Source organism: Burkholderia sp. Bp8994 (genome assembly GCF_003853805.1).
Taxonomy (GTDB): domain Bacteria; phylum Pseudomonadota; class Gammaproteobacteria; order Burkholderiales; family Burkholderiaceae; genus Burkholderia.
Genome location: NZ_QTQH01000013.1, coordinates 71,030 through 89,167, shown reverse-complemented (window position 1 = coordinate 89,167; position 18,138 = coordinate 71,030). Strand labels below are relative to the sequence as shown.

General features: G+C 70.9%; 16 protein-coding genes and 1 riboswitch. Of the genes, 6 read left to right on the top strand and 10 right to left on the bottom strand.

All coding sequences use genetic code 11. From position 1 onward, the window contains the following. Positions 1–157: 157 nt before the first annotated feature. Positions 158–350: riboswitch (cobalamin riboswitch) on the top strand. A gap of 106 nt (positions 351–456) precedes the next feature. From cobG to cobJ, 4 genes are read left to right on the top strand one after another with little or no spacing between them, the layout of a single operon-like run. After that, positions 457–1,818: a precorrin-3B synthase gene (gene cobG / locus DIE04_RS16115; RefSeq protein ID WP_260426909.1), complete on the top strand. Its 1,362-nt coding sequence runs from the start codon at positions 457–459 to the stop codon at positions 1,816–1,818. Further along, entirely contained in the window at positions 1,811–2,437 is a 627-nt protein-coding gene (locus DIE04_RS16110) for a precorrin-8X methylmutase (RefSeq protein WP_044843547.1), read from the top strand. Before cobG ends, DIE04_RS16110 begins: the two co-directional genes overlap by 8 nt. Further along, entirely contained in the window at positions 2,434–3,168 is a 735-nt protein-coding gene (locus tag DIE04_RS16105) for a precorrin-2 C(20)-methyltransferase (RefSeq protein WP_044843548.1), read from the top strand. The genes DIE04_RS16110 and DIE04_RS16105 overlap by 4 nt, the downstream gene beginning before the upstream one ends. Then, a complete protein-coding gene (gene cobJ / locus DIE04_RS16100; RefSeq protein ID WP_124573117.1) occupies positions 3,165–4,916 on the top strand; it encodes a precorrin-3B C(17)-methyltransferase in 1,752 nt (583 codons plus the stop codon). Before DIE04_RS16105 ends, cobJ begins: the two co-directional genes overlap by 4 nt. Before the next feature lie 246 nt (positions 4,917–5,162). Here cobJ and DIE04_RS16095 read toward each other — a convergent pair whose 3' ends face one another. The 4 genes from DIE04_RS16095 to DIE04_RS16080 all read right to left on the bottom strand — a co-directional run bounded on the left by DIE04_RS16095 (position 5,163) and on the right by DIE04_RS16080 (position 9,846). After that, a complete protein-coding gene (locus DIE04_RS16095; protein ID WP_124520777.1) occupies positions 5,163–5,906 on the bottom strand; it encodes an IclR family transcriptional regulator in 744 nt (247 codons plus the stop codon). A gap of 52 nt (positions 5,907–5,958) precedes the next feature. Then, on the bottom strand, positions 5,959–7,125 hold the full coding sequence (locus tag DIE04_RS16090; protein ID WP_124485495.1) for an acyl-CoA dehydrogenase family protein: 1,167 nt from the start codon (positions 7,123–7,125) through the stop codon (positions 5,959–5,961). A gap of 105 nt (positions 7,126–7,230) precedes the next feature. Continuing rightward, positions 7,231–8,532 (bottom strand): CitMHS family transporter, encoded by a 1,302-nt coding sequence (locus DIE04_RS16085; protein ID WP_124520779.1) that lies wholly within the window; start codon positions 8,530–8,532, stop codon positions 7,231–7,233. 117 nt (positions 8,533–8,649) lie between these two features. After that, the gene (locus DIE04_RS16080; protein WP_124521777.1) at positions 8,650–9,846 is read right to left on the bottom strand and encodes a CaiB/BaiF CoA-transferase family protein; all 1,197 of its coding nucleotides are present in this window, start codon (positions 9,844–9,846) and stop codon (positions 8,650–8,652) included. Between the two features lie 272 nt (positions 9,847–10,118). Between DIE04_RS16080 and DIE04_RS16075 the strand changes: the two genes are divergently transcribed. Both DIE04_RS16075 and DIE04_RS16070 read left to right on the top strand, forming a co-directional pair. Beyond that, the gene (locus DIE04_RS16075) at positions 10,119–10,361 is read left to right on the top strand and encodes a hypothetical protein (RefSeq protein ID WP_124521779.1); all 243 of its coding nucleotides are present in this window, start codon (positions 10,119–10,121) and stop codon (positions 10,359–10,361) included. Positions 10,362–10,506: 145 nt separating this feature from the next. Then, positions 10,507–10,935: an NUDIX hydrolase gene (locus tag DIE04_RS16070; RefSeq protein ID WP_124521781.1), complete on the top strand. Its 429-nt coding sequence runs from the start codon at positions 10,507–10,509 to the stop codon at positions 10,933–10,935. Positions 10,936–10,950: 15 nt separating this feature from the next. Here the strand turns inward: DIE04_RS16070 and DIE04_RS16065 are convergent, their stop codons facing one another. The 6 genes from DIE04_RS16065 to cobN form a co-directional block, all read right to left on the bottom strand. After that, positions 10,951–11,277: a low molecular weight protein tyrosine phosphatase family protein gene (locus DIE04_RS16065; protein ID WP_124485499.1), complete on the bottom strand. Its 327-nt coding sequence runs from the start codon at positions 11,275–11,277 to the stop codon at positions 10,951–10,953. Positions 11,278–11,313: 36 nt separating this feature from the next. After that, a complete protein-coding gene (locus DIE04_RS16060; protein ID WP_124485500.1) occupies positions 11,314–11,886 on the bottom strand; it encodes a DUF1993 family protein in 573 nt (190 codons plus the stop codon). A 128-nt stretch (positions 11,887–12,014) separates the two neighbouring features. Continuing rightward, the gene (locus DIE04_RS16055) at positions 12,015–12,467 is read right to left on the bottom strand and encodes a YaiI/YqxD family protein (RefSeq protein WP_124521783.1); all 453 of its coding nucleotides are present in this window, start codon (positions 12,465–12,467) and stop codon (positions 12,015–12,017) included. A 93-nt stretch (positions 12,468–12,560) separates the two neighbouring features. Then, positions 12,561–13,169, bottom strand: coding sequence for a VWA domain-containing protein (locus tag DIE04_RS16050; RefSeq protein WP_124521785.1), 609 nt, complete (start codon positions 13,167–13,169; stop codon positions 12,561–12,563). A 68-nt stretch (positions 13,170–13,237) separates the two neighbouring features. Next, positions 13,238–14,326 (bottom strand): ATP-binding protein, encoded by a 1,089-nt coding sequence (locus tag DIE04_RS16045; RefSeq protein ID WP_124521786.1) that lies wholly within the window; start codon positions 14,324–14,326, stop codon positions 13,238–13,240. Next, positions 14,323–18,135, bottom strand: a complete 3,813-nt coding sequence (cobN, locus tag DIE04_RS16040; protein WP_124521787.1) for a cobaltochelatase subunit CobN — start codon at positions 18,133–18,135, stop codon at positions 14,323–14,325. The genes DIE04_RS16045 and cobN overlap by 4 nt, the downstream gene beginning before the upstream one ends. Positions 18,136–18,138: the final 3 nt, after the last annotated feature.

Sequence of the window (18,138 nt, the reverse complement as noted above, 5' to 3'; positions counted from 1 at the left end):
CCGCATTGCGAAAGTCGGCATGGTACCGTGTTCCACCGCGCGTTTCATCTGCGAGCCCGCCGACGCCGGGCCGCGTTTCGCGTCGGCCGCGGCGCCTGCCCGACGGTCGCCCGGCGGTCGCCTGGGGGGCCCGAAACGCCGGTGAAATCGGGTATCCTACGGCCGTTCGTTCGCCGGTGCCCTTCGGGGCCGAAGAGGGAACACAGGGCGCGCCTCGCGCCGCTGTGGCTGCCCCCGCAACTGTAGACAGCGAGCCGATCTCCCCCCTCATGCCACTGGTTTCACCGGGAAGGCCGGGAGCCGGCGCCGACCTGTCAGCCAGGAGACCTGCCGGCCTGAAAGTGCGTGCGTGCCAGTCGGCGTCGGGCGGGGTGTACCGATGCGTTGGCCGCGGCGCGACACTGTCCCGGTATCCCGTTGAGATCCGCCCCCGATTCGAATCCTGCTTCGCCCGTCGTGCGCCCTTCGGCTTGCCCGGGGCTCGTGCGCGTCGTCGCGGCCGCCGACGGCGGGCTGTGCCGGATCAAGCTGCCGGGCGGCCGGCTCGACGCGCGGCAGGCGCGCGCGATCGCCGCCGTCGCGCGTGCCTGCGGCTCCGGCGCGATCGACGCGACCAATCGCGCGAATCTCCAGTTGCGCGGCATTCGCGACGGCACGGCCGATACGCTGGTCGACGCGTTGCTCGACGCGGGCCTGGGCCCACGCATCAACGCGGGCGAGGCCGCTGACGACCGCGCCGCGCTCGCCGCAAGCGACGACGTCCGCAACCTGATGCTCAGCCCGCTTGCGGGGCGCGATCCCGACGCGCTGCTCGACAGCCGCACACTCGCGCTTGCGCTGCTCGACATGCTGACGCACGAGCCGCGCCGCGGCGAACTGTCGCCGAAATTCTCGATCCAGCTCGACGGCGGCGAATCGGTCGCGGCGCTCGATCATCCGCACGACATCTGGCTCGCCGCGTGGCGTCGCGGCGACGGCGCGGTCCGCATCGCCGCGGGCCTGGCCGGCTGTCCGCCGGTCGCGCCCGGCGATCCGCCCGCCGCGTTCGACGTGGCGCCGGACCAGGCGGTCGCGCTCGTGCGCGCGTTGCTGCTGGCGTTCCTCGATCTCGCGCCGGCCGACGTCACGCGGATGCGCGCGTGGCTCGCGACCGGCGGCGCACGCGCGTTGCGCGAGCGTGCGCAGCATTACGTACCGTTCCCGCTCGAAGCCGATCCGGCACTGGCCGGCTGGCGGCGCACGCAAGCGGATGCCGCGCTGCGTTTCGGCGCACGGCCGTCGCGCGACGCGGATCGCTGCAGCATCGGCGCGCAGTTCGTGCTCGGCCGGCTCGACGCGTCGCAACTGGAACGGCTCGCGGCACTGGCCGACGCCGACGGCGACGGCACGCTGTCGATGACGCCGTGGCAAGGCGTGTTCGTGCACGGCGTGCGGCACGAACGTGCGCCGGCCGTGCTCGACGCGCTGGCGTCGCTCGGGCTCGTGTGCACGACATCCGACCCGCTGGCGGCGCTGGTCGCCTGCACCGGCAGCGCGGGCTGCGCGAAGTCGCGTGCCGATACGAAACGCGATGCGCTCGCGCTGGCCGCGCGCGTCGGCCATCCGGTCGACGTGCACCTGACCGGCTGCGAGCGCCACTGTGCGCTGCCGCACCCCGCGACGCATACGCTCGTCGCGGTCGCGCCCGCGCGCTACGACCTTTACCGGCGCGACGCCGCCGCGGGCCTCGGCGCCCCGCTCGCGCGCCATCTGACGATTGACCAGGCCGCGGCCCGACTGACGGGCGCGCGCCACAGCCAGGACACCACCGATGCTTGACTACATTCGCGACGGGCAGGAAATCTACCGCCAGTCGTTCGCGACGATCCGCGCCGAGGCCGACCTGTCGCAGGTTCCGCCCGATCTCGAGAAACTCGCGGTGCGCGTGATCCACGCGTGCGGGATGGTCGATGTCACCTACGACCTGCGCTTCTCGGCCGGCGCCGGCACGGCGGGCCGTATGGCGCTCGCGGCCGGCGCGCCGATCCTGTGCGACGCGAAGATGGTTGCCGAAGGCATCACGCGCGCGCGGCTGCCGGCCGGCAATCGCGTGATCTGCACGCTCGGCGAACCGGAAGTGCCCGACCTCGCGCGGCATCTCGGCAACACCCGCTCGGCCGCGGCGCTCGAACTGTGGCGCCCGCATCTGGCCGGCAGCGTCGTCGTGATCGGCAATGCGCCGACCGCGCTGTTCCACCTGCTCGACATGATCGACGCCGGTGCGCCGCGTCCCGCGTTGATCCTCGGCTTTCCGGTCGGCTTCATCGGCGCGGCCGAATCGAAGGCGGCGCTCGACGCCGACAGCCGCGGCGTGCCGTACGTCGCGCTGCTCGGCCGGCGCGGCGGCAGCGCGATGGCGGCCGCCGCGGTCAACGCACTCGCGACGGAGGCCGAATGACGGCCCCGCGCGGACGCCTGTTCGGGGTCGGCGTCGGCCCAGGCGATCCTGAACTGATGACGATCAAGGCGCTGCGCGTGCTGCAGGCCGCGCCGGTGGTCGCGTATTTCGTCGCGAAGGGCAAGAAGGGCAATGCGTACGGAATCGTCGAGGCGCACCTGCGCGACGCGCAGACGCAATTGCCGCTCGTCTATCCGGTGACGACCGAGGCGCTGGCGCCGCCGCTTTGCTACGAGACCGTGATTGCCGACTTCTACGACACGGCGGCCGAGATCGTCGCGTCGCATCTCGATGCCGGGCGCGACGTCGCGGTGATCTGCGAAGGCGACCCGTTCTTCTACGGGTCGTACATGTACCTGCACGATCGCCTCGCGCCGCGCTACGACACCGAAGTGATCCCGGGCGTGTGCGCGATGCTCGGCGGCACGGCCGTGCTCGGCCAGCCGCTCGTCTATCGCAACCAGAGCCTGTCGGTGCTGTCCGGCGTGCTGCCGGAGGACGAATTGCGCGCGCGGCTCGCGCAGGCCGACGCGGCCGTCGTGATGAAGCTCGGCCGCAACTTCGACAAGGTGCGGCGCGTGCTCGACGAACTGGGGCTCGCGAAGCGCGCGCTGTACGTCGAGCGCGCGACGATGGCGGCCCAGCGCATCGTGCCGCTCGACGAAGTCGATCCGATGGCGTCGCCGTATTTCTCGCTGCTCGTCGTCCCGGGGGAAAAATGGCAAGGATGACGACTCCGCCCGCGATCGTGATTCTCGGCGCGGGCGCGCTCGATACCGCGCGGCGCATCCAGGCGCGTTATCCGGGCGCCGCCGTGCACGGGCTCGCGTCGCGCGTCGAGGCCGACGTGTCGTTCGACGAACTCGGCGCGCACCTGCGCGAACTCTACGCGCGCGGCTTGCCGATCGTCGCGCTGTGCGCGGCCGGCATCGTGATCCGTTGCGTCGCGCCGGCACTCGCCGACAAGGGTGTCGAACCGCCGGTACTCGCGGTCGCGGAAGACGGGTCGGCCGTCGTGCCGCTGCTCGGCGGGCTGACGGGCGTCAACGTGATCGCGCGCGAAATCGCCGAATGCCTCGGCGTCGCGCCGGCGATCACCACGAGCGGCGAACTGCGCTTCGGCGCATGCGTGCTCAACCCGCCCGACGGCTATGCGCTCGCCGATCTCCAGCAAGGCAAGCGCTTCGTGTCCGACCTGCTCGCGGGCGCGGCCACGCGCGTCGACGGCGCGGCGCCGTGGCTCGACGATGTCGCGCTGCCGCGCGACGGCGCGGCCGCGCATGCGATCCGCGTGACGCCCGATGCGTGGCGCGGCGCGCGGGACGAACTCGTGATCCATCCGCGCAGCGTGGTGGTCGGCGTCGATGCGCGCGGCGTGCGGGCCGATGCGGCGCCGTCGCTTGCCGAACGCATCGACGCGCTGCTCGACACGCACGGCCTCGCGCGGCTGGCGCTTGCCGCGCTCGTCGCACCGGCGACGTTGCTCGGCGATGCACGGGTCGAAGCCGCCGCACGGATGCTGGAGGTGCCGCTGCGCTTCGCCGATGTCGAAGGCGATGGTGATGGCGAAGGTGATGGTGATAAGGCCCGCGCTGGCAACACCGCTGCCGCCACCCTGCTCGCCCGCACGTTGCGCGTCGCGCATACGCTGCGCGCAGCGACCGATGGCCTCGCGTGCGCGGTCGCTGCCGAGCCCGTCGATCCCGCCACGCTCGGCCGTGCACGCGGCCGCCTGACGGTGCTCGGCCTCGGCCCCGGCGACGCCGCATGGCTCACGCCCGCGGCGCGCAGCGCGCTCGCGGACGCCACCGATATCCTCGGCTATACGACCTACGTGACGATGGCCGGCCCGTTCCGCGCGGAGCAGCGCGTGCACGGCACCGACAATCGCGAGGAAATGCAGCGTGCGCGTCATGCGTTCGAACTGGCGGCCGAGGGCCGGCGCGTCGCGGTCGTGTCGTCGGGCGATCCCGGCGTGTTCGCGATGGCCGCGGCCGTGCTCGAAGCCCTCGACGAAGCGCGCGATCCGCGCTGGGCCGCGGTCGAACTGCGCATCGAACCCGGCGTATCGGCATCGCTCGCGACCGCCGCGCAGGCCGGCGCACCGCTCGGCCACGATTTCTGCGCGATCTCGCTGTCGGACAACCTGAAGCCGTGGGACGTGATCGAGACGCGCCTGCGGCATGCGGCCCAGGCCGATCTCGTGATGGCGTTCTACAACCCGATCTCGCGTGCTCGGCCGTGGCAGCTCGATCGTGCGCTCGATGCGGTGCGTGCGCACCGCGCGGCCGATACGGTCGTCGTGCTCGGCCGCGACATCGGCCGGCCCGGCGCGACGCTCGCGACGACGACGCTCGGCGCGCTGCGCAGCGATCAGGTGGACATGCGCACGATGGTGATCGTCGGTTCGTCGACGACGCGGCGTTTCGCGATCGGCGACGGGCGTGAGTGGGTGTATACGCCGCGCTGGTATCGCTGAACTTTGATGCGGATTGAGCCACAGTCCAGCCTTGCTGGCCGGGGCGGTGGCGTGGTTCGGGCGTCGAGCTGCCCGGATATCGCGCGGCAGCCGTACGCGTTCGCAGCGACCTTCGGGAAGCTCGACGGCGAGCGGCGTACCGGCACGTGATGCGATGCGGCCGTTCCCGGTCGCTATCCGGCATTCGCCATCGCGGCGAACGGACGCGAAGCGAAGCAGGCGCCCCGCCCCGCTTCGCGGCCTTTGCTACCCGCGCCCCTGCTCGGCCAGCAGCCGCGCCTTCGCATCGACCAGCAGCGCTGCATGCGTGTCGCGATGCTGGCGGATCCGCTCGGTCGGCCCGACGACCGACAGCCCGTACCAGTCGCCGTCGAGCGTCAGCGCGACCGCGATCGCCGACAGCTCGGGCGCGCTCTCGCCGAAGTTCTCGGCCCAGCCGAGTTCGCGAAACCGCGTGGTTTGCGCGACGAGCGCCGGCAGGTCGGCCACCGTCGCATCGGTGAAGCGCTCGAACGACAACTGCGCGCCGAGCGCCTGCTGCGCATCGCTCGCGAGTTCCGCGAAGATCGCCTTGCCGATCGAGTTCGCATGCAGCGGGCGCAGCTCGCCCGGCTGGCGCGTATAGCGGATCGCCTGCTCCGACTCGACGACGTCGAGATACGTGACCGACGCGCCCTGGATCTTGCCGAGCACGGCCGTCTCGCGGCTCGCGTCGCGCAGCGCGACGAGACGCGGATGCACGATGTCGACGACGGGATCGGTCGCGTCGATCGCGGCGGCGATCGTCTGCAGGCGCCGCGTCGGATAGTAGCCGCCGCGCTTGCGCACCTCGTACAGATAGCCGCGGCTCACGAGCGTGCGCGCCATCGCCAGGCAGCTCGACGCCGGCACGTTGAGCAGGCGCGCGAGTTCGGTGAGCGGCAGCGGCCGCCGTTCGGCGGCGAACAGCTCGAAGAGATCGAGCGTGCGGGCAACGAGTTTGACGTCCATGACGAGCGCTTGATTCGGAACGGGAAACGCGCGCCGGGCGAGCCGCCGCGTGTCAGTACGACTTCGGCAGCCCGAGCACCTTCTCCGCGATGTAGCACAGGATCAGTTGCGGACTCACGGGCGCGAGCCTCGGAATCATACACTCGCGCAGGTAGCGCTCGACATGGTATTCCTTCGCATAGCCCATCCCGCCGTGCGTCGCGATCGCCGTCTGGCAGGCCTGGAACGCGGCTTCCGCGCCGAGGTACTTCGCGGCGTTCGCCTCCGCGCCGCACGGCTGCCCCGCGTCGTAGCGCGTCGCGGCCTTCATCACCATCAGCCACGCGGCCTCGAGCTGCATCCACGCCTGCGCGAGCGGATGCTGGATCGACTGGTTCTGCCCGATCGGCCGGCCGAACACGACGCGCTCGCACGCATACTGCGTCGCGCGTCGCAGCGCGGCCTGACCGAGGCCGATCGCCTCGGCGGCGATCAGGATCCGCTCGGGGTTCAGCCCGTGCAGCAGGTAGCGGAAGCCGTCGCCTTCGTTGCCGATCAGGTCGTCGCGCGGCACGCGCAGGTTGTCGATGAACAGCATGTTCGAATCGACGGCCTTGCGGCCCATTTTCTCGATCTCGCGCACCTCGACGCGCGCACGGTCGAGGTCGGTGTAGAACAGGCTCAAGCCGTCGGTCGGCTTCGCGACCTGGTCGAGCGGCGTCGTGCGCGCAATGATCAGCATCTTGTTCGCGACCTGCGCGGTCGAGATCCAGATCTTGCGTCCGCTCAGCACGTAGTGGTCGCCGTCGCGGCGCGCCTGCGTGCTCAGGTGCGTCGTGTCGAGGCCGGCGTCGGGCTCGGTCACCGCGAAGCAGGCCTTGTCGCGCCCGGCGATCAGCGGCGGCAGGAAGCGCGCCTTCTGCGCGTCGTTGCCGAACACCTGCACCGGGTTCAGCCCGAAGATGTTCATGTGGACGGCCGAGGCACCCGACAGGCCGGCGCCCGACGCGCTGATCGTGCGCATCATCAGCGCGGCCTCGGTCATCCCGAGCCCGGCGCCGCCGTGGGCCGGATCCATCGCGATGCCGAGCCAGCCGGCCTCGGCGAGCGCCGCGTGAAAGTCGGACGGAAATCCGCCCGCGCGATCGCGCTCGAGCCAGTAATCGTCGCCGAAGCGTTCGCAGATTTTCTCGATCGCGCTTTCGATCGCGCGCTGGTCGTCGGTCAGGTCGAACTGCATGGATTGCTCTCCAGGAAACGTGAACGGCCGCGCCGCGCTCGAGACGATGTCGGCCTTCGAGGGGTGTCGGTGGCGGCCGGCGCGGCGCGACAGGCACGCGGACGCTCACAACGGAAACACGCCCGCCACGACCGCGGCGAAGACCATCAGCACGGTGGCGGCGAACAGGAACGGGATCGTGAACTTCTGGTGCTCGGCCAGCTCGACGCCGGTCAGGCCGACGATCAGGAACGTCGCGGGCGTGAGCGGACTGACCGGGAACCCGGTGGTCATCTGGCCGAGCAGCGCGGCCTGCGCCATCTGGATCGGCGGTACGCCGAGCAGCTTCGCGCTTTCCGCGAGCACCGGCAGCACGCCGAAGTAGAACGAATCGGGATCGAACAGCAGGCTGAGCGGCATCGACAGCAGGCCGAGCACGAACGGCATGTGGCGCGCATGCTCGACCGGCACGTGCGCGACGACGACCTCGGCCATCGCCTTCAGCATCCCGGTGCCGGACATGATCCCGGTGAACGCGCCGGCCGCGAGCAGCACGCTCGCCATCATCAGCGCGGCCTTCGCGTGCGCGTCGATCCGCTCGCGCTGCGCCTGCACGTCCGGATAGTTGATGACGAGCGCGGCGACCGTGCCGAGCATGAACATCACCATCGGGTCGACGATGCCCGACACCAGCGTGCCGAGCACGACGAGCGTCAGCGCCAGGTTGATCCGGAAGCGGCCGGGCCGGCGCAGCACGCGCTCGGCGTCGGTCAGCTCGCGCGGCGCGACCGCGAGCGACGCCGCGCCGGCGCGATCGAGCCCGAGCCGCTTGGCCTCGCGCACGCCGAGCATGTAGGCGGTGCCGAACACGAACGCGAGCCCGACGATCTGCACCGGGATCATCGGCATGAAGATCGCCGAGCCGGGAATGTGCAAGGCCGCCGACGCGCGCAGCATCGGCCCGACCCATGGCAGGAAGTTGACCCCGGCCGCCATCGACGCGACGCACGCGAGAATCCGCCGGTCCATGCCGAGCCGCGTATAGAGCGGCATCATCGCGGGCAGCGTGACGAGAAACGTGACGGCGCCCGAGCCGTCCAGGTGGATCAGCAGCGCGAGCAGCGCCGAGCCCGTCACGATGCGCGGCGGATGGCAGCCGATCACGCGCAGCACGCCCGCGATGATCGGGTCGAGCATCCCCGCATCGGTGAGGATTCCGAAAAATAGAATCGCAAAAACGAACATCCCGGCGATCGGGCCGATGTTCTGCACGCCGCGCACGATGAACGTGCCGGTCGAGAGTCCGAAGCCGGCCGCGAGCGACGCGGCCACCGGCACGACGATCAGTGCGACGAGCGGCGACAGCCGCTTCGTGATGATCAGGCCGAACAGCGCGACGATCGCGATCGCGCCGATCCATGCGAGCATGATGTGTCTCCTCTGGCGCCGGCGCGCGTCGGGCGCGGTGCGGCGCGATGTCCGAAGCGGCGTGCGGGCGTGCGGCGGCGTCGGGCGCCTTCGCACGGCCGCCGGCCGCCAGGCGTGTCAGTTGCGGCGCGTGCGGCCGGCGTTGTCGTTGGTGTCGTTGGCGTGGGCGGCGTCGCATGCATCCTCGGCAAACACCTGAGCCGCGTGTTCGTTCAGCGCCGGCGGCGGCCGCCGGTACGTGGCCGGTGTGCGGCCGAGCTTGATCGGCGACGCGATGCCGCGATGCCGGCCCAGTTCGACCTTCATCTGCCGATGCGCGACGTGCGGATGGTCGAGCGCCGCATCGAGCCCGAGCACCGGCGCGCACGGCACACCGCGGCGCATCAGCTGCTCGGCGAGCGCCGCGCCGTCGTGCGCGGCCAGCGCCGTTTCGAGCAGCGCGCGCAACGCGGCGCGGTTCGCGCTGCGCGCGCGGTTGTCGGCGAAGCGCGGATCGGCGGGCCAGTCGCGCGTGCCGAGCACGTCGCACAGCGCGGCGAACTGCCCGTTGTTGCCGACCGCGAGAAAGATGTCGACGCTCGCGGTCGGAAAACTGTCGTACGGCGTGATGTTCGGATGCGCGTTGCCGGTGCGCGCCGGCGCCTTCCCGGAATGGAAGAAATTCGGCGTATGCGGATGCAGGATCGACAGCGCGCAGTCGAACAGCGTCGCTTCGACGAACTGGCCGCGCCCGCTCGCATCGCGTTCGCGCAGCGCCATCAGCACGCCGAGCGCCGCGTTCAGCCCGGTGACGAGATCGACGATCGGCACGCCGACGCGTAGCGGCGCGCCGCCCGCCTCGCCGTTCACGCTCATCAGCCCGGCCAGCGCCTGCACGGCCGCGTCGTAGCCGGGCAGGCCGCCGAGCGGGCCGTCCGCGCCGAAGCCCGACACGCGGCAATGGACGAGGCGCGGAAAGCGCGCGTGCAGCGTGTCGAAGCCGAGGCCCCAGCGCTCCATCGTGCCGATCTTGAAGTTCTCGACCAGCGCATCGGCGTGCTCGAGCAGGCCGAGCAACCGCTCGCGATCCGCCGGCTGCGTCAGGTCGAGCGCGATGCCGAGCTTGTTGCGGTTCACGCCGAGGAAATACGACGCCGTGTCGCCGTCGAACGGCGGCCCCCAGGTGCGCGTCTCGTCGCCCGACGGCGGTTCGACCTTGATCACCTCCGCGCCGTGGTCGGCGAGGATCTGCGTCGCGTACGGGCCGCCCAGCACCCGCGACAGATCGATGATGCGCAACCCCGCCAACGCGCCCTGCTGCTTCAGTTCCGCCATGCGTCTCGCTCCTGCTTCCGGTTGATCGGACCGCCGGTTCCGCCGGGCCGACAGCAGCGGCACGGTTGTCCGGACTCGAAGAATAATTCTTGGGTGTGAATTTATATTCACACTCGAGAATTTCATTGTCAAGCAGGAGATGCCCCGGCGGCCGCGCCGAGAACGCGGCCGGCCGCAAGTGGGGACGCCACCGAACGCCGGCCGGTTGCCGCGCCGGGCCGCGATTCGCTAAGCTGGCGGACGGTGCTCAACTGAAGAAAGGCGGAGATTTCATGAAACGCATGCTGCTCGCGGCCATCCTGCTGGCGTCGACGCTGGGCGTCGCCCGCGCGCAAACCCAGACCTTCCATTTTGGCGAGGGACAATTACAGCCGCGGGCCGCCGCGCCGGTGGCACGACCCGCGCCGGTGCGCCCGCACGTGACGCCGCCGCATCACCACCGGCGTACCGTCCACAAGCAGCGCCACGGGCGGTCCGGAAAGCCGGCGCGCGCGGGGATCGACACGCACGCGTGAGGTGATCCGCGTTGCGCGCGACAACGCACGGAACTGTCACGAACGGCCGGTATGATCGGCGCGGCGGCTTGCATGCCGTCGTGCCCGGCGATCGGCCGACGTGTATTTCCCTTCACGATTGAGCACCAGTTTTGTTTTGCCGAACATGAATACCGGGCCGGATACCGTCGTCAGCATCAAGGAACGCGCCACGATCGTGTGCCGCCAGCGCAGCAGCGTGCTGCTGGTCGCCCGTACCGCGGCGCGCTGGTCGCTGCCGGGCGGCACGATCCGGCGCGGCGAGACGCCGCTGGAGGCCGCGCAGCGGGAACTGGCGGAGGAAACGCGGCTGGAGGGGCTCGCGCTCGACTACGCGGTGCAGTTCGGCGGCCTCACGAAGCTCCATCACGTGTTCGTGGCCGACGTGCCGAAACACCTGACGCCACGCGCGAGCAACGAGATCGCGCGCTGCAAGTGGTTCGACGTCGAGCGGCTGGAGACGCTGCGTGCGAGCGTGCCGACCCGCAAGATCATCGAGCTGCTGCACCTCGACCGCTTTTCCGCGCTCGCGGACGGGCCGCTTCGCCCGCGCTGAACCGGCCCGCGCGGCTCACGCGCGCAGCAATGGCCCGGCCTTGCGCTCGAGCAGTGCGACCAGCTCGGGCTGCATGTAGGCGTAGCGATCGGGGATGTCGAGACAGACGATCTTCTTTTGCTTCAGCCGGGCGCCGAATCGGGCGTGTAGCTTCGCCTGGTGCGCGCGTTCCATCACGAACACGATCTCGGCCCATTCGAGCTGTTCCGCGGACAGACGCGTTTCCGCGTCGGGAGCGAGGCCCGCGGAGTCGGTTTCGACGCCCGGCCAAGCGGCGAACACCGCCTCGGCCGTCGGGCTGCGCAGCCGATTGCGGCTGCAGATGAACAGGGCGCGTGTCATGCCGGTGCGCGGCGGCGGGATCGTCCGCTCGACCGTTCAACCCTGCGGAATCGTGCCGGGCCGCACGTAGGCCAGCATGTGCGGCACGTAGTCGGCCTTGCCCAGCTCGACGCCGTGATGGCGCAGGATCGCGTACGCAGCGATCGAATGAAAATAGAACTGCGGCAGCGCCCAGTCGCGCACGTACTGCTCGCCCGTCATGTCGAACGCGATACCGTTCGGCAGTGCGAGCGCGATCGGCAGCGCGGCGCCGCCGTCGAGTGCGTCGGGCGCGAGTTCGCCGAGGAACGCGATCGTGCCGGCGAGGATGCCCTGCGCGTCGCCCAGCGTGCCGGGCTGCGCATCGGCATGCCAGCCGGCTTCCCGCAACGCCAGCAGCGCGTCCGGCAGCGGTTCGCCGCGCAGCCGGTAGACGGGTTCCATCGCCTGGAAACACGAAAACCGCACCTGGGCGGCAAGCGGATACATGTCGGGTGCGAGCTTCAGCGCGAGCACCGCATCGGGCGCGTCGCCGGCGGCCTGCCGGTGCGCCACGGCCTTGTCGAGCCACGCGGATTGCGCGCGCAGCATCTGGGTGAACGTTGGAACGAGAAGTTGAGTCGGTGACATCCATGCCCTCCGGTGGGTCGTTCGCGCCACGACATCGATGCCGGGGCAGCATCCGTATTCTGCCGTAGCGGACGGTTCGACGCGAAACCGGTGACGTATCGCACGATCGACGCGCGGGGCCTGATGTGTCACGGCTTGCCGTGGCGTGCCAGGAACCGGTCGAGCTGCGACGCGAACGTCTTGCCGTCGCGTGCGCTGAACGGGGCCGGCCCGCCCGTGTCGATGCCCGCGCTGCGCAGCTGATCCATCATCGCGCGCGTCGACAGGCGCTCCTCGATGTTCTCGCGGCTGAACCAGTTGCCGCGCGGGTCGAGCGCATGCGCGCCCTTGTCGAGGACGGCGGCGGCCAGCGGGATGTCGGCGGTGATCACGAGATCGCCGGCTGCCGCGAGCTCGACGATCCGCGCATCGGCCACGTCGAAGCCGGCCGGCACCTGCAACGCCTTGATGAACGGCGACGGCGGCGTGCGCAGGAACTGGTTCGCGACCAGCGTCACGCAGATCTCGGCGCGACGCGCGGCGCGAAACAGCATGTCCTTGATGACGGCGGGACACGCGTCGGCATCGACGAGTACTTGCATGGAAGGCATTCCGGTGAGTAGAAACGGCGATCATAGCGCAGCGCCGGCAATCGGCCCGCCCGGCCCGCCCGGCCCGCGCGCTCGATCACCGGATCAGCCGGCCAGCCGTGGGCACAGCGACGCGGCCGTCATCCATTGCGCGCCCCATGCATCGGCGAGCCGCCTGCCCTGCCCGATCCGCACGGCTGCATCGTCGAAATCGACGAACACGACGTGATCGGCGGCCGCCGGTTTCGGCGGTGTTTCGCGCGTGCGCCCGTCGGACAGCACCCACAGCCAGCGCTGCTGGTCCGGCGTGCGCCGTGCGGCGCCGGCGAGCAAGTGTCCGGCGGCGGCGATGCCGTCCGCAAGCGGCGTGCCGCCGCCGCCGTCCACCGGATCGAGCCAGCGCGCATTCCACCAGCGCGGCACGGCCGGGCCGAAGCGCCGCTCGGCGCCGTTGCCGCCGAAACAGATCAGCGCGGTTTCGACGCGGTCGCGCGCGGCCTGGTCGAAGTACGCGACGATCAGCCCTTTCGCGAGCGCGAGCCGTTCGTGCGACAGCATCGACGCCGAACAGTCGAGCACGAAGCAATGGAGTGCGCGCGGCGTGCCGGCCTGCTTGCGAAAACGCAGGTGGTCGGCGTGCAGCGGGCCGCCGCGCTTCGCGGCGAGCGTCGCCGGCCATGCAACGGCCGTGCCGGCACGCACCGTACCCGGCACGCGCGCGGCGGCGCCTGGCAGCCATCGAGGACCGCGAACGGTGTTCGCGGCGGCGTCGGCTCGATGGCTCAGCGTTTTTTTAGCGGCAGCGGCACCACGCCTTTCACGTCGCGCAGTCCGGCGGGCTCGGGCGGCAGGTAGCCCCAGTCGCCTTGCGACGCCATTGCATCGTTTCGTGCCGTGCCCGGTCGATGATCGGGCTGCCGGCGCAGGTCCGGCGGCGCAGGGTCGTCGCGGTCGCCGCCGCCCTCTGCATTCGACTGCGACGCGCCCGACGACGGCGGCGCACCCGCATGACGCCGATGCCGCAGCACCGCGTCGGCCACGCGTTCGACATGTGACACCGTCACCGCGTCGGCCTGTTCCAGCGCCGCGAGTGCGCGCGCGGCGCGCAGCATCACGAGGTCGGCGCGCAGGCCGTCGACGGCCGCGTCGATGCACAGCGCGCTGACGCGCGCGTGAACCGCATCGTCGAAATCCAGCGTCGACAACTTTGCCCGCGCCGCGTGGATGCGGTCGCGGAGGTCGCGCTGTGCCGTCGCGTGACGTGCGCGAAACGCATCCGGATCGAGATCGAACGCGAGGCGCGCCTTCACGATCTGTTCGCGCTGCGCGGCGTCGAAGCAGTTCGCGAGTTCGACCATCAGCCCGAAGCGGTCGAGCAATTGCGGGCGCAGTTCGCCTTCCTCGGGGTTCATCGTGCCGACCAGCACGAAGCGCGCGTCGTGCGCATGCGACACGCCATCGCGCTCGACCACGTTTACGCCGCTCGCGGCGACGTCGAGCAGCGTATCGACGAGCCCGTCGGCGAGCAGGTTCACCTCGTCGACGTACAGCACGCCGCGATGCGCGCGCGCGAGCAGGCCCGGCCGGAAGCGCACGCCGTTTTCGGCGAGCGCATGCGCGAGATCGAGCGTGCCCGTGACCTGCTCGTCGCTCGCCGACAGCGGCAGCGTGACGAATGCCCCTTCGGGCAGCAGCTCGGCGAGCGCGCGCGCGGCGGTCGATTTCGCGGTGCCGCGCGGCCCGCTGACGAGCACGCCGCCGAGCGACGGGTCGATCGCCGCGAGCAGCAGCGCCTGCTGCAGCGGTTGCTGCGCGACCAGCGCCGCGAACGGGAATACCGCGCGTGCGTGCTGCGTCGTCGGATAGGTCATCGCCGTCCTCCTTCCTGAAGTTGTTCGCTGTCGAGCCAGACCGCTTCGATCCGCTCGCGATAGTCGCCCGGCTGCTGCCACAGCCCGCGCTGCATCGCTTCGACGAAGCGTTCGCAGATGCCGTGCAGCGCCTTCGGGTTGTGGCGTTCGAGGAACGCGCGCGTGTCGTCGTCGAACAGGTACGCGTCGGCGACGAGCGCGTACTGGTGGTCCGACAGCACGCGCGCGGTCGCGTCATAGCCGTACAGGTAGTCGACGGTCGCGGCCATTTCGGCCGCGCCCTTGTAGCCATGGCGCTTGACGCCGTCGAGCCATTTCGGATTGACGACGCGCGAGCGGATCACGCGCGCGATCTCCTCGCGCAGCGTGCGCATCTTCGGCGCGGCCGGGTTCGCATGGTCGCCGTGATAGATGCTCGGCTGCTGCCCGGACAGGTGCCGGACGGCCGCCGTCATCCCGCCCTGGAACTGGTAGTAGTCGTTCGAATCGAGGATGTCGTGTTCGCGGCTGTCCTGGTTCTGCACGACCACGTCGATCGTCGCGAGCCGCTCGCCGAACACGTCGGGCGCGGGCTCGCCCGCGCTGTTCTGCGCGTATGCGTGGCCGCCCCACTGGCGGTACGCATCGGCGAGATCGGCGTCGCTCTGCCAGTGGCGCTGGTCGATCAGGTCCTGCAGGCCGGCGCCGTAGCTGCCCGGCCGCGCGCCGAACACGCGCCAGCCGGCACGGCGTCGCGCTTCGTCCGGCGCCACGCCCCGCTCGATCCACGTTGCGCGTTCGCGCTCGACGCGCGCGCGGATCGGGTTCAGGGCCTCCGGCTCGTCGAGCGCGGCGACGGCCTGCACGGCGGCGTCGAACAGGTGCATCAAGTTCGGGAACGCGTCGCGGAAGAAGCCGGACACGCGCAGCGTCACATCGATGCGCGGCCGGTCGAAGATCTCGATCGGCAGGATCTCGAAGTCGGTCACGCGATGGCTGCCGTGCGCCCATTTCGGCCGCACGCCGAGGAGCGCGAACGCCTGCGCGATGTCGTCGCCGCCGGTGCGCATCGTGGCCGTCCCCCAGACCGACAGCCCGATCGCGCGCGGATAGTCGCCGTGATCCTGCAGATGACGTTCGATCAGCTGCTGCGCGGATTTCAGCCCGAGCGACCACGCGGCCTGCGTCGGCACCGCGCGCGTATCGACCGAATAGAAGTTGCGGCCCGTCGGCAGCACGTCGGGGCGGCCGCGCGACGGCGAGCCGCTCGGCCCCGGCGGCACGAAGCGGCCATCGAGCCCGCGCAGCAGCTGGCGCATTTCCTCGCCGCCGCACGCGTCGAGCGCGGGCATCAGCGTCGCGCGCACGCGTTCGATGACGGCGAGCGTATGCGGCCAGTCGCCGGGCGGCGTCGTGCCGATCCCGGAAGCGCCGGACGTGCCGGCCGCACACACGCCGTCGAGCCACTGCTGCGCGAGCCGTTCGAGCCGCTCGCGCGTGTCGCCCGCATGGCGCCACGGCGATGTGTCGAGCGCCTGCAGCACGGCCGGCCGCGGGCCCGTCCACGGCGCGGCCCAGTCGGCCGCGAGCGGATCGAAATCGTCGCCGAGCGCGAGATCGCGCGCGAGCGCGCCGATCAGCCCCGCACGTTCGCCCTTGCCGTCGCCGACCGGAAAGCGCGCGAGCGCGAGCAGCGTGTCGCGGCGCTGACGCTCGGCCGGCGACGCGCCGAACACATGCAGCCCGTCGCGAATCTGCGCTTCCTTCAATTCGCACAGCCACGCGTCGACGCGCGTCAGCAGCGCATCTTCGTCGCCCGCATCGCGCGGCGGCGACACGCTCAGTTCGTCGTGCAGCCGGTGTTCGGCGATCGTCGCGAGGATCGTCTTGCGCAGCAGCTTCGCGCGCCGCGCATCGACCATCAGCGCCTCGTAGTATTCGTCGACCTGCCGTTCGAGATCCTGCAGCGGGCCGTAGTTTTCCGCGCGCGTGAGCGGCGGCATCAGGTGATCGATGATCACCGCCTGCGCGCGGCGCTTCGCCTGGCTGCCCTCGCCCGGATCGTTGACGATAAACGGATACAGGTGCGGCAGCGGCCCGAGCGTCAGGTCGGGCCAGCACGCGTCGGACAGCGCGACGCTCTTGCCCGGCAGCCATTCGAGGTTGCCGTGCTTGCCGAGGTGGATGACCGCGTCGATGCCGAACGCATCGCGCAGCCAGAAATAGAACGCGAGGTACGCGTGCGGCGGCACGAGATCCGCGTCGTGGTAGCTCGCATAGTCGTTCTCGCCGCGCGAACGCGACGGCTGGATGCCGACGAACACGTTGCCCGCGCGCCAGCCGGCGATCGTGAAGCGCCCCTGCCGCAGCGTCGGATCGGCTTCGGGCGGGCCCCAGCGTGCGTTCAGCGCGTCGCGCACGGCGGCCGGCAGTCGCGCGAAATGCGCAATGTAATCGGCCAGCGCGAAACTCTGGAACGCCGGGCGCAATGCGCGCACGGCCGGGTCGTTGGTCACGCCTTCGGTGAGCCGCGCGATCAGCGCGTCGCCGTCGGCCGGCAGGTCGGCCACGCTATAGCCCGCGTCGCGCAGCGCCGCCAGCACGCGCAGCGCGGACGCCGGCGTGTCGAGCCCGACGCCGTTGCCGATCCGCCCTTCGCTTTGCGGATAATTCGCGAGGATCAGCGCGATGCGCTTGTCGGCAGGGTCGAGCGTGCGCAGCCGGCACCAGCCGCGCGCGAGCGCCGCGACGAACGCGATCCGTTCGGCGTCCGGCTGGTAGCGCACGACGTCGACCTCGGTGTGCGGACAACGATATGCCAGCCCCTTGAAGCTCACCGCGCGGGTGACGATGCGCCCGTCGACTTCGGGCAACGCGATGTGCATCGCGATGTCGCGCGCGTGCAGCCCCTGGTTGTCGGCCACCCACGCGTCGCGGTTGCCGCCGGACAGGATCACCTGCAGCACCGGCGCGTCGCCGGCGAGCACGTCGGGCTCGGGGCTGTCGATCGCGCCGGCCGCGAAGGCCGTGGTGTTCAGCACGAGCGCGACACCGTGCGTGTCGCACAGCCGCGTGATGACCTCGCGGCTCACGGCATCCTTCAATGACGTGACGGCGATCGGCAGCGGATTGAGCCCTTCGCGCACGAGCGCATCGGCCAGCGCGTCGAACACGGCGGTGTTCGCGGCCTGCCAGTGCGCGCGATAGAACAGGATCGCGACGACGGGCGCGCCGGGCGTCCAGCGCGGACGCCAGTCGTCGACGCTCGCCGGGTCGCGCGCCGGGTGATACAGCGCGGCGGCCGGCAGCGGGCGCGGCAGCTCGGGTTCGTCGCCGACCCCGAGCGTATGGAACGCGATGCTGCGCAGCAACGCTTCGGCGTTGTGCATCCCGCCTTCGCGCAGATAGCGCCACCACAACCGGCACAGGTCCGGCGCGACCGTGCTCTTCGCGACGAGGTTCGGATCTTCCTGCAGGTCGCCCGAGAACATCGCGAGCTGCTGCCTGCGTTTCGACGCGAGCGACACGGCCTGTTCGATCCCGTACGGCCAGTACGCTTCGCCGCCCAGATGATCGATCACGACCGTCTTCGCATGACGCAGCACGTCGTCGACATAGAAATCGACCGACGCCGGCTGCCGCAGGAACGTGACGTTCGCGAGCCGCACGCTCGGAAAGCCGGCCGGCAGCTTCGGCACGACGCTGGCCAGCAGCGACAGCGTCGTGTCGGCCGAACTCAGGATCACGATGTCGGCCGGCTGCTGGTCGATCCGGACGACACCCTGCGTATCGTCGACGAAGCCGCCCGGCGTGGTGCGCAGCAGATGCATCGT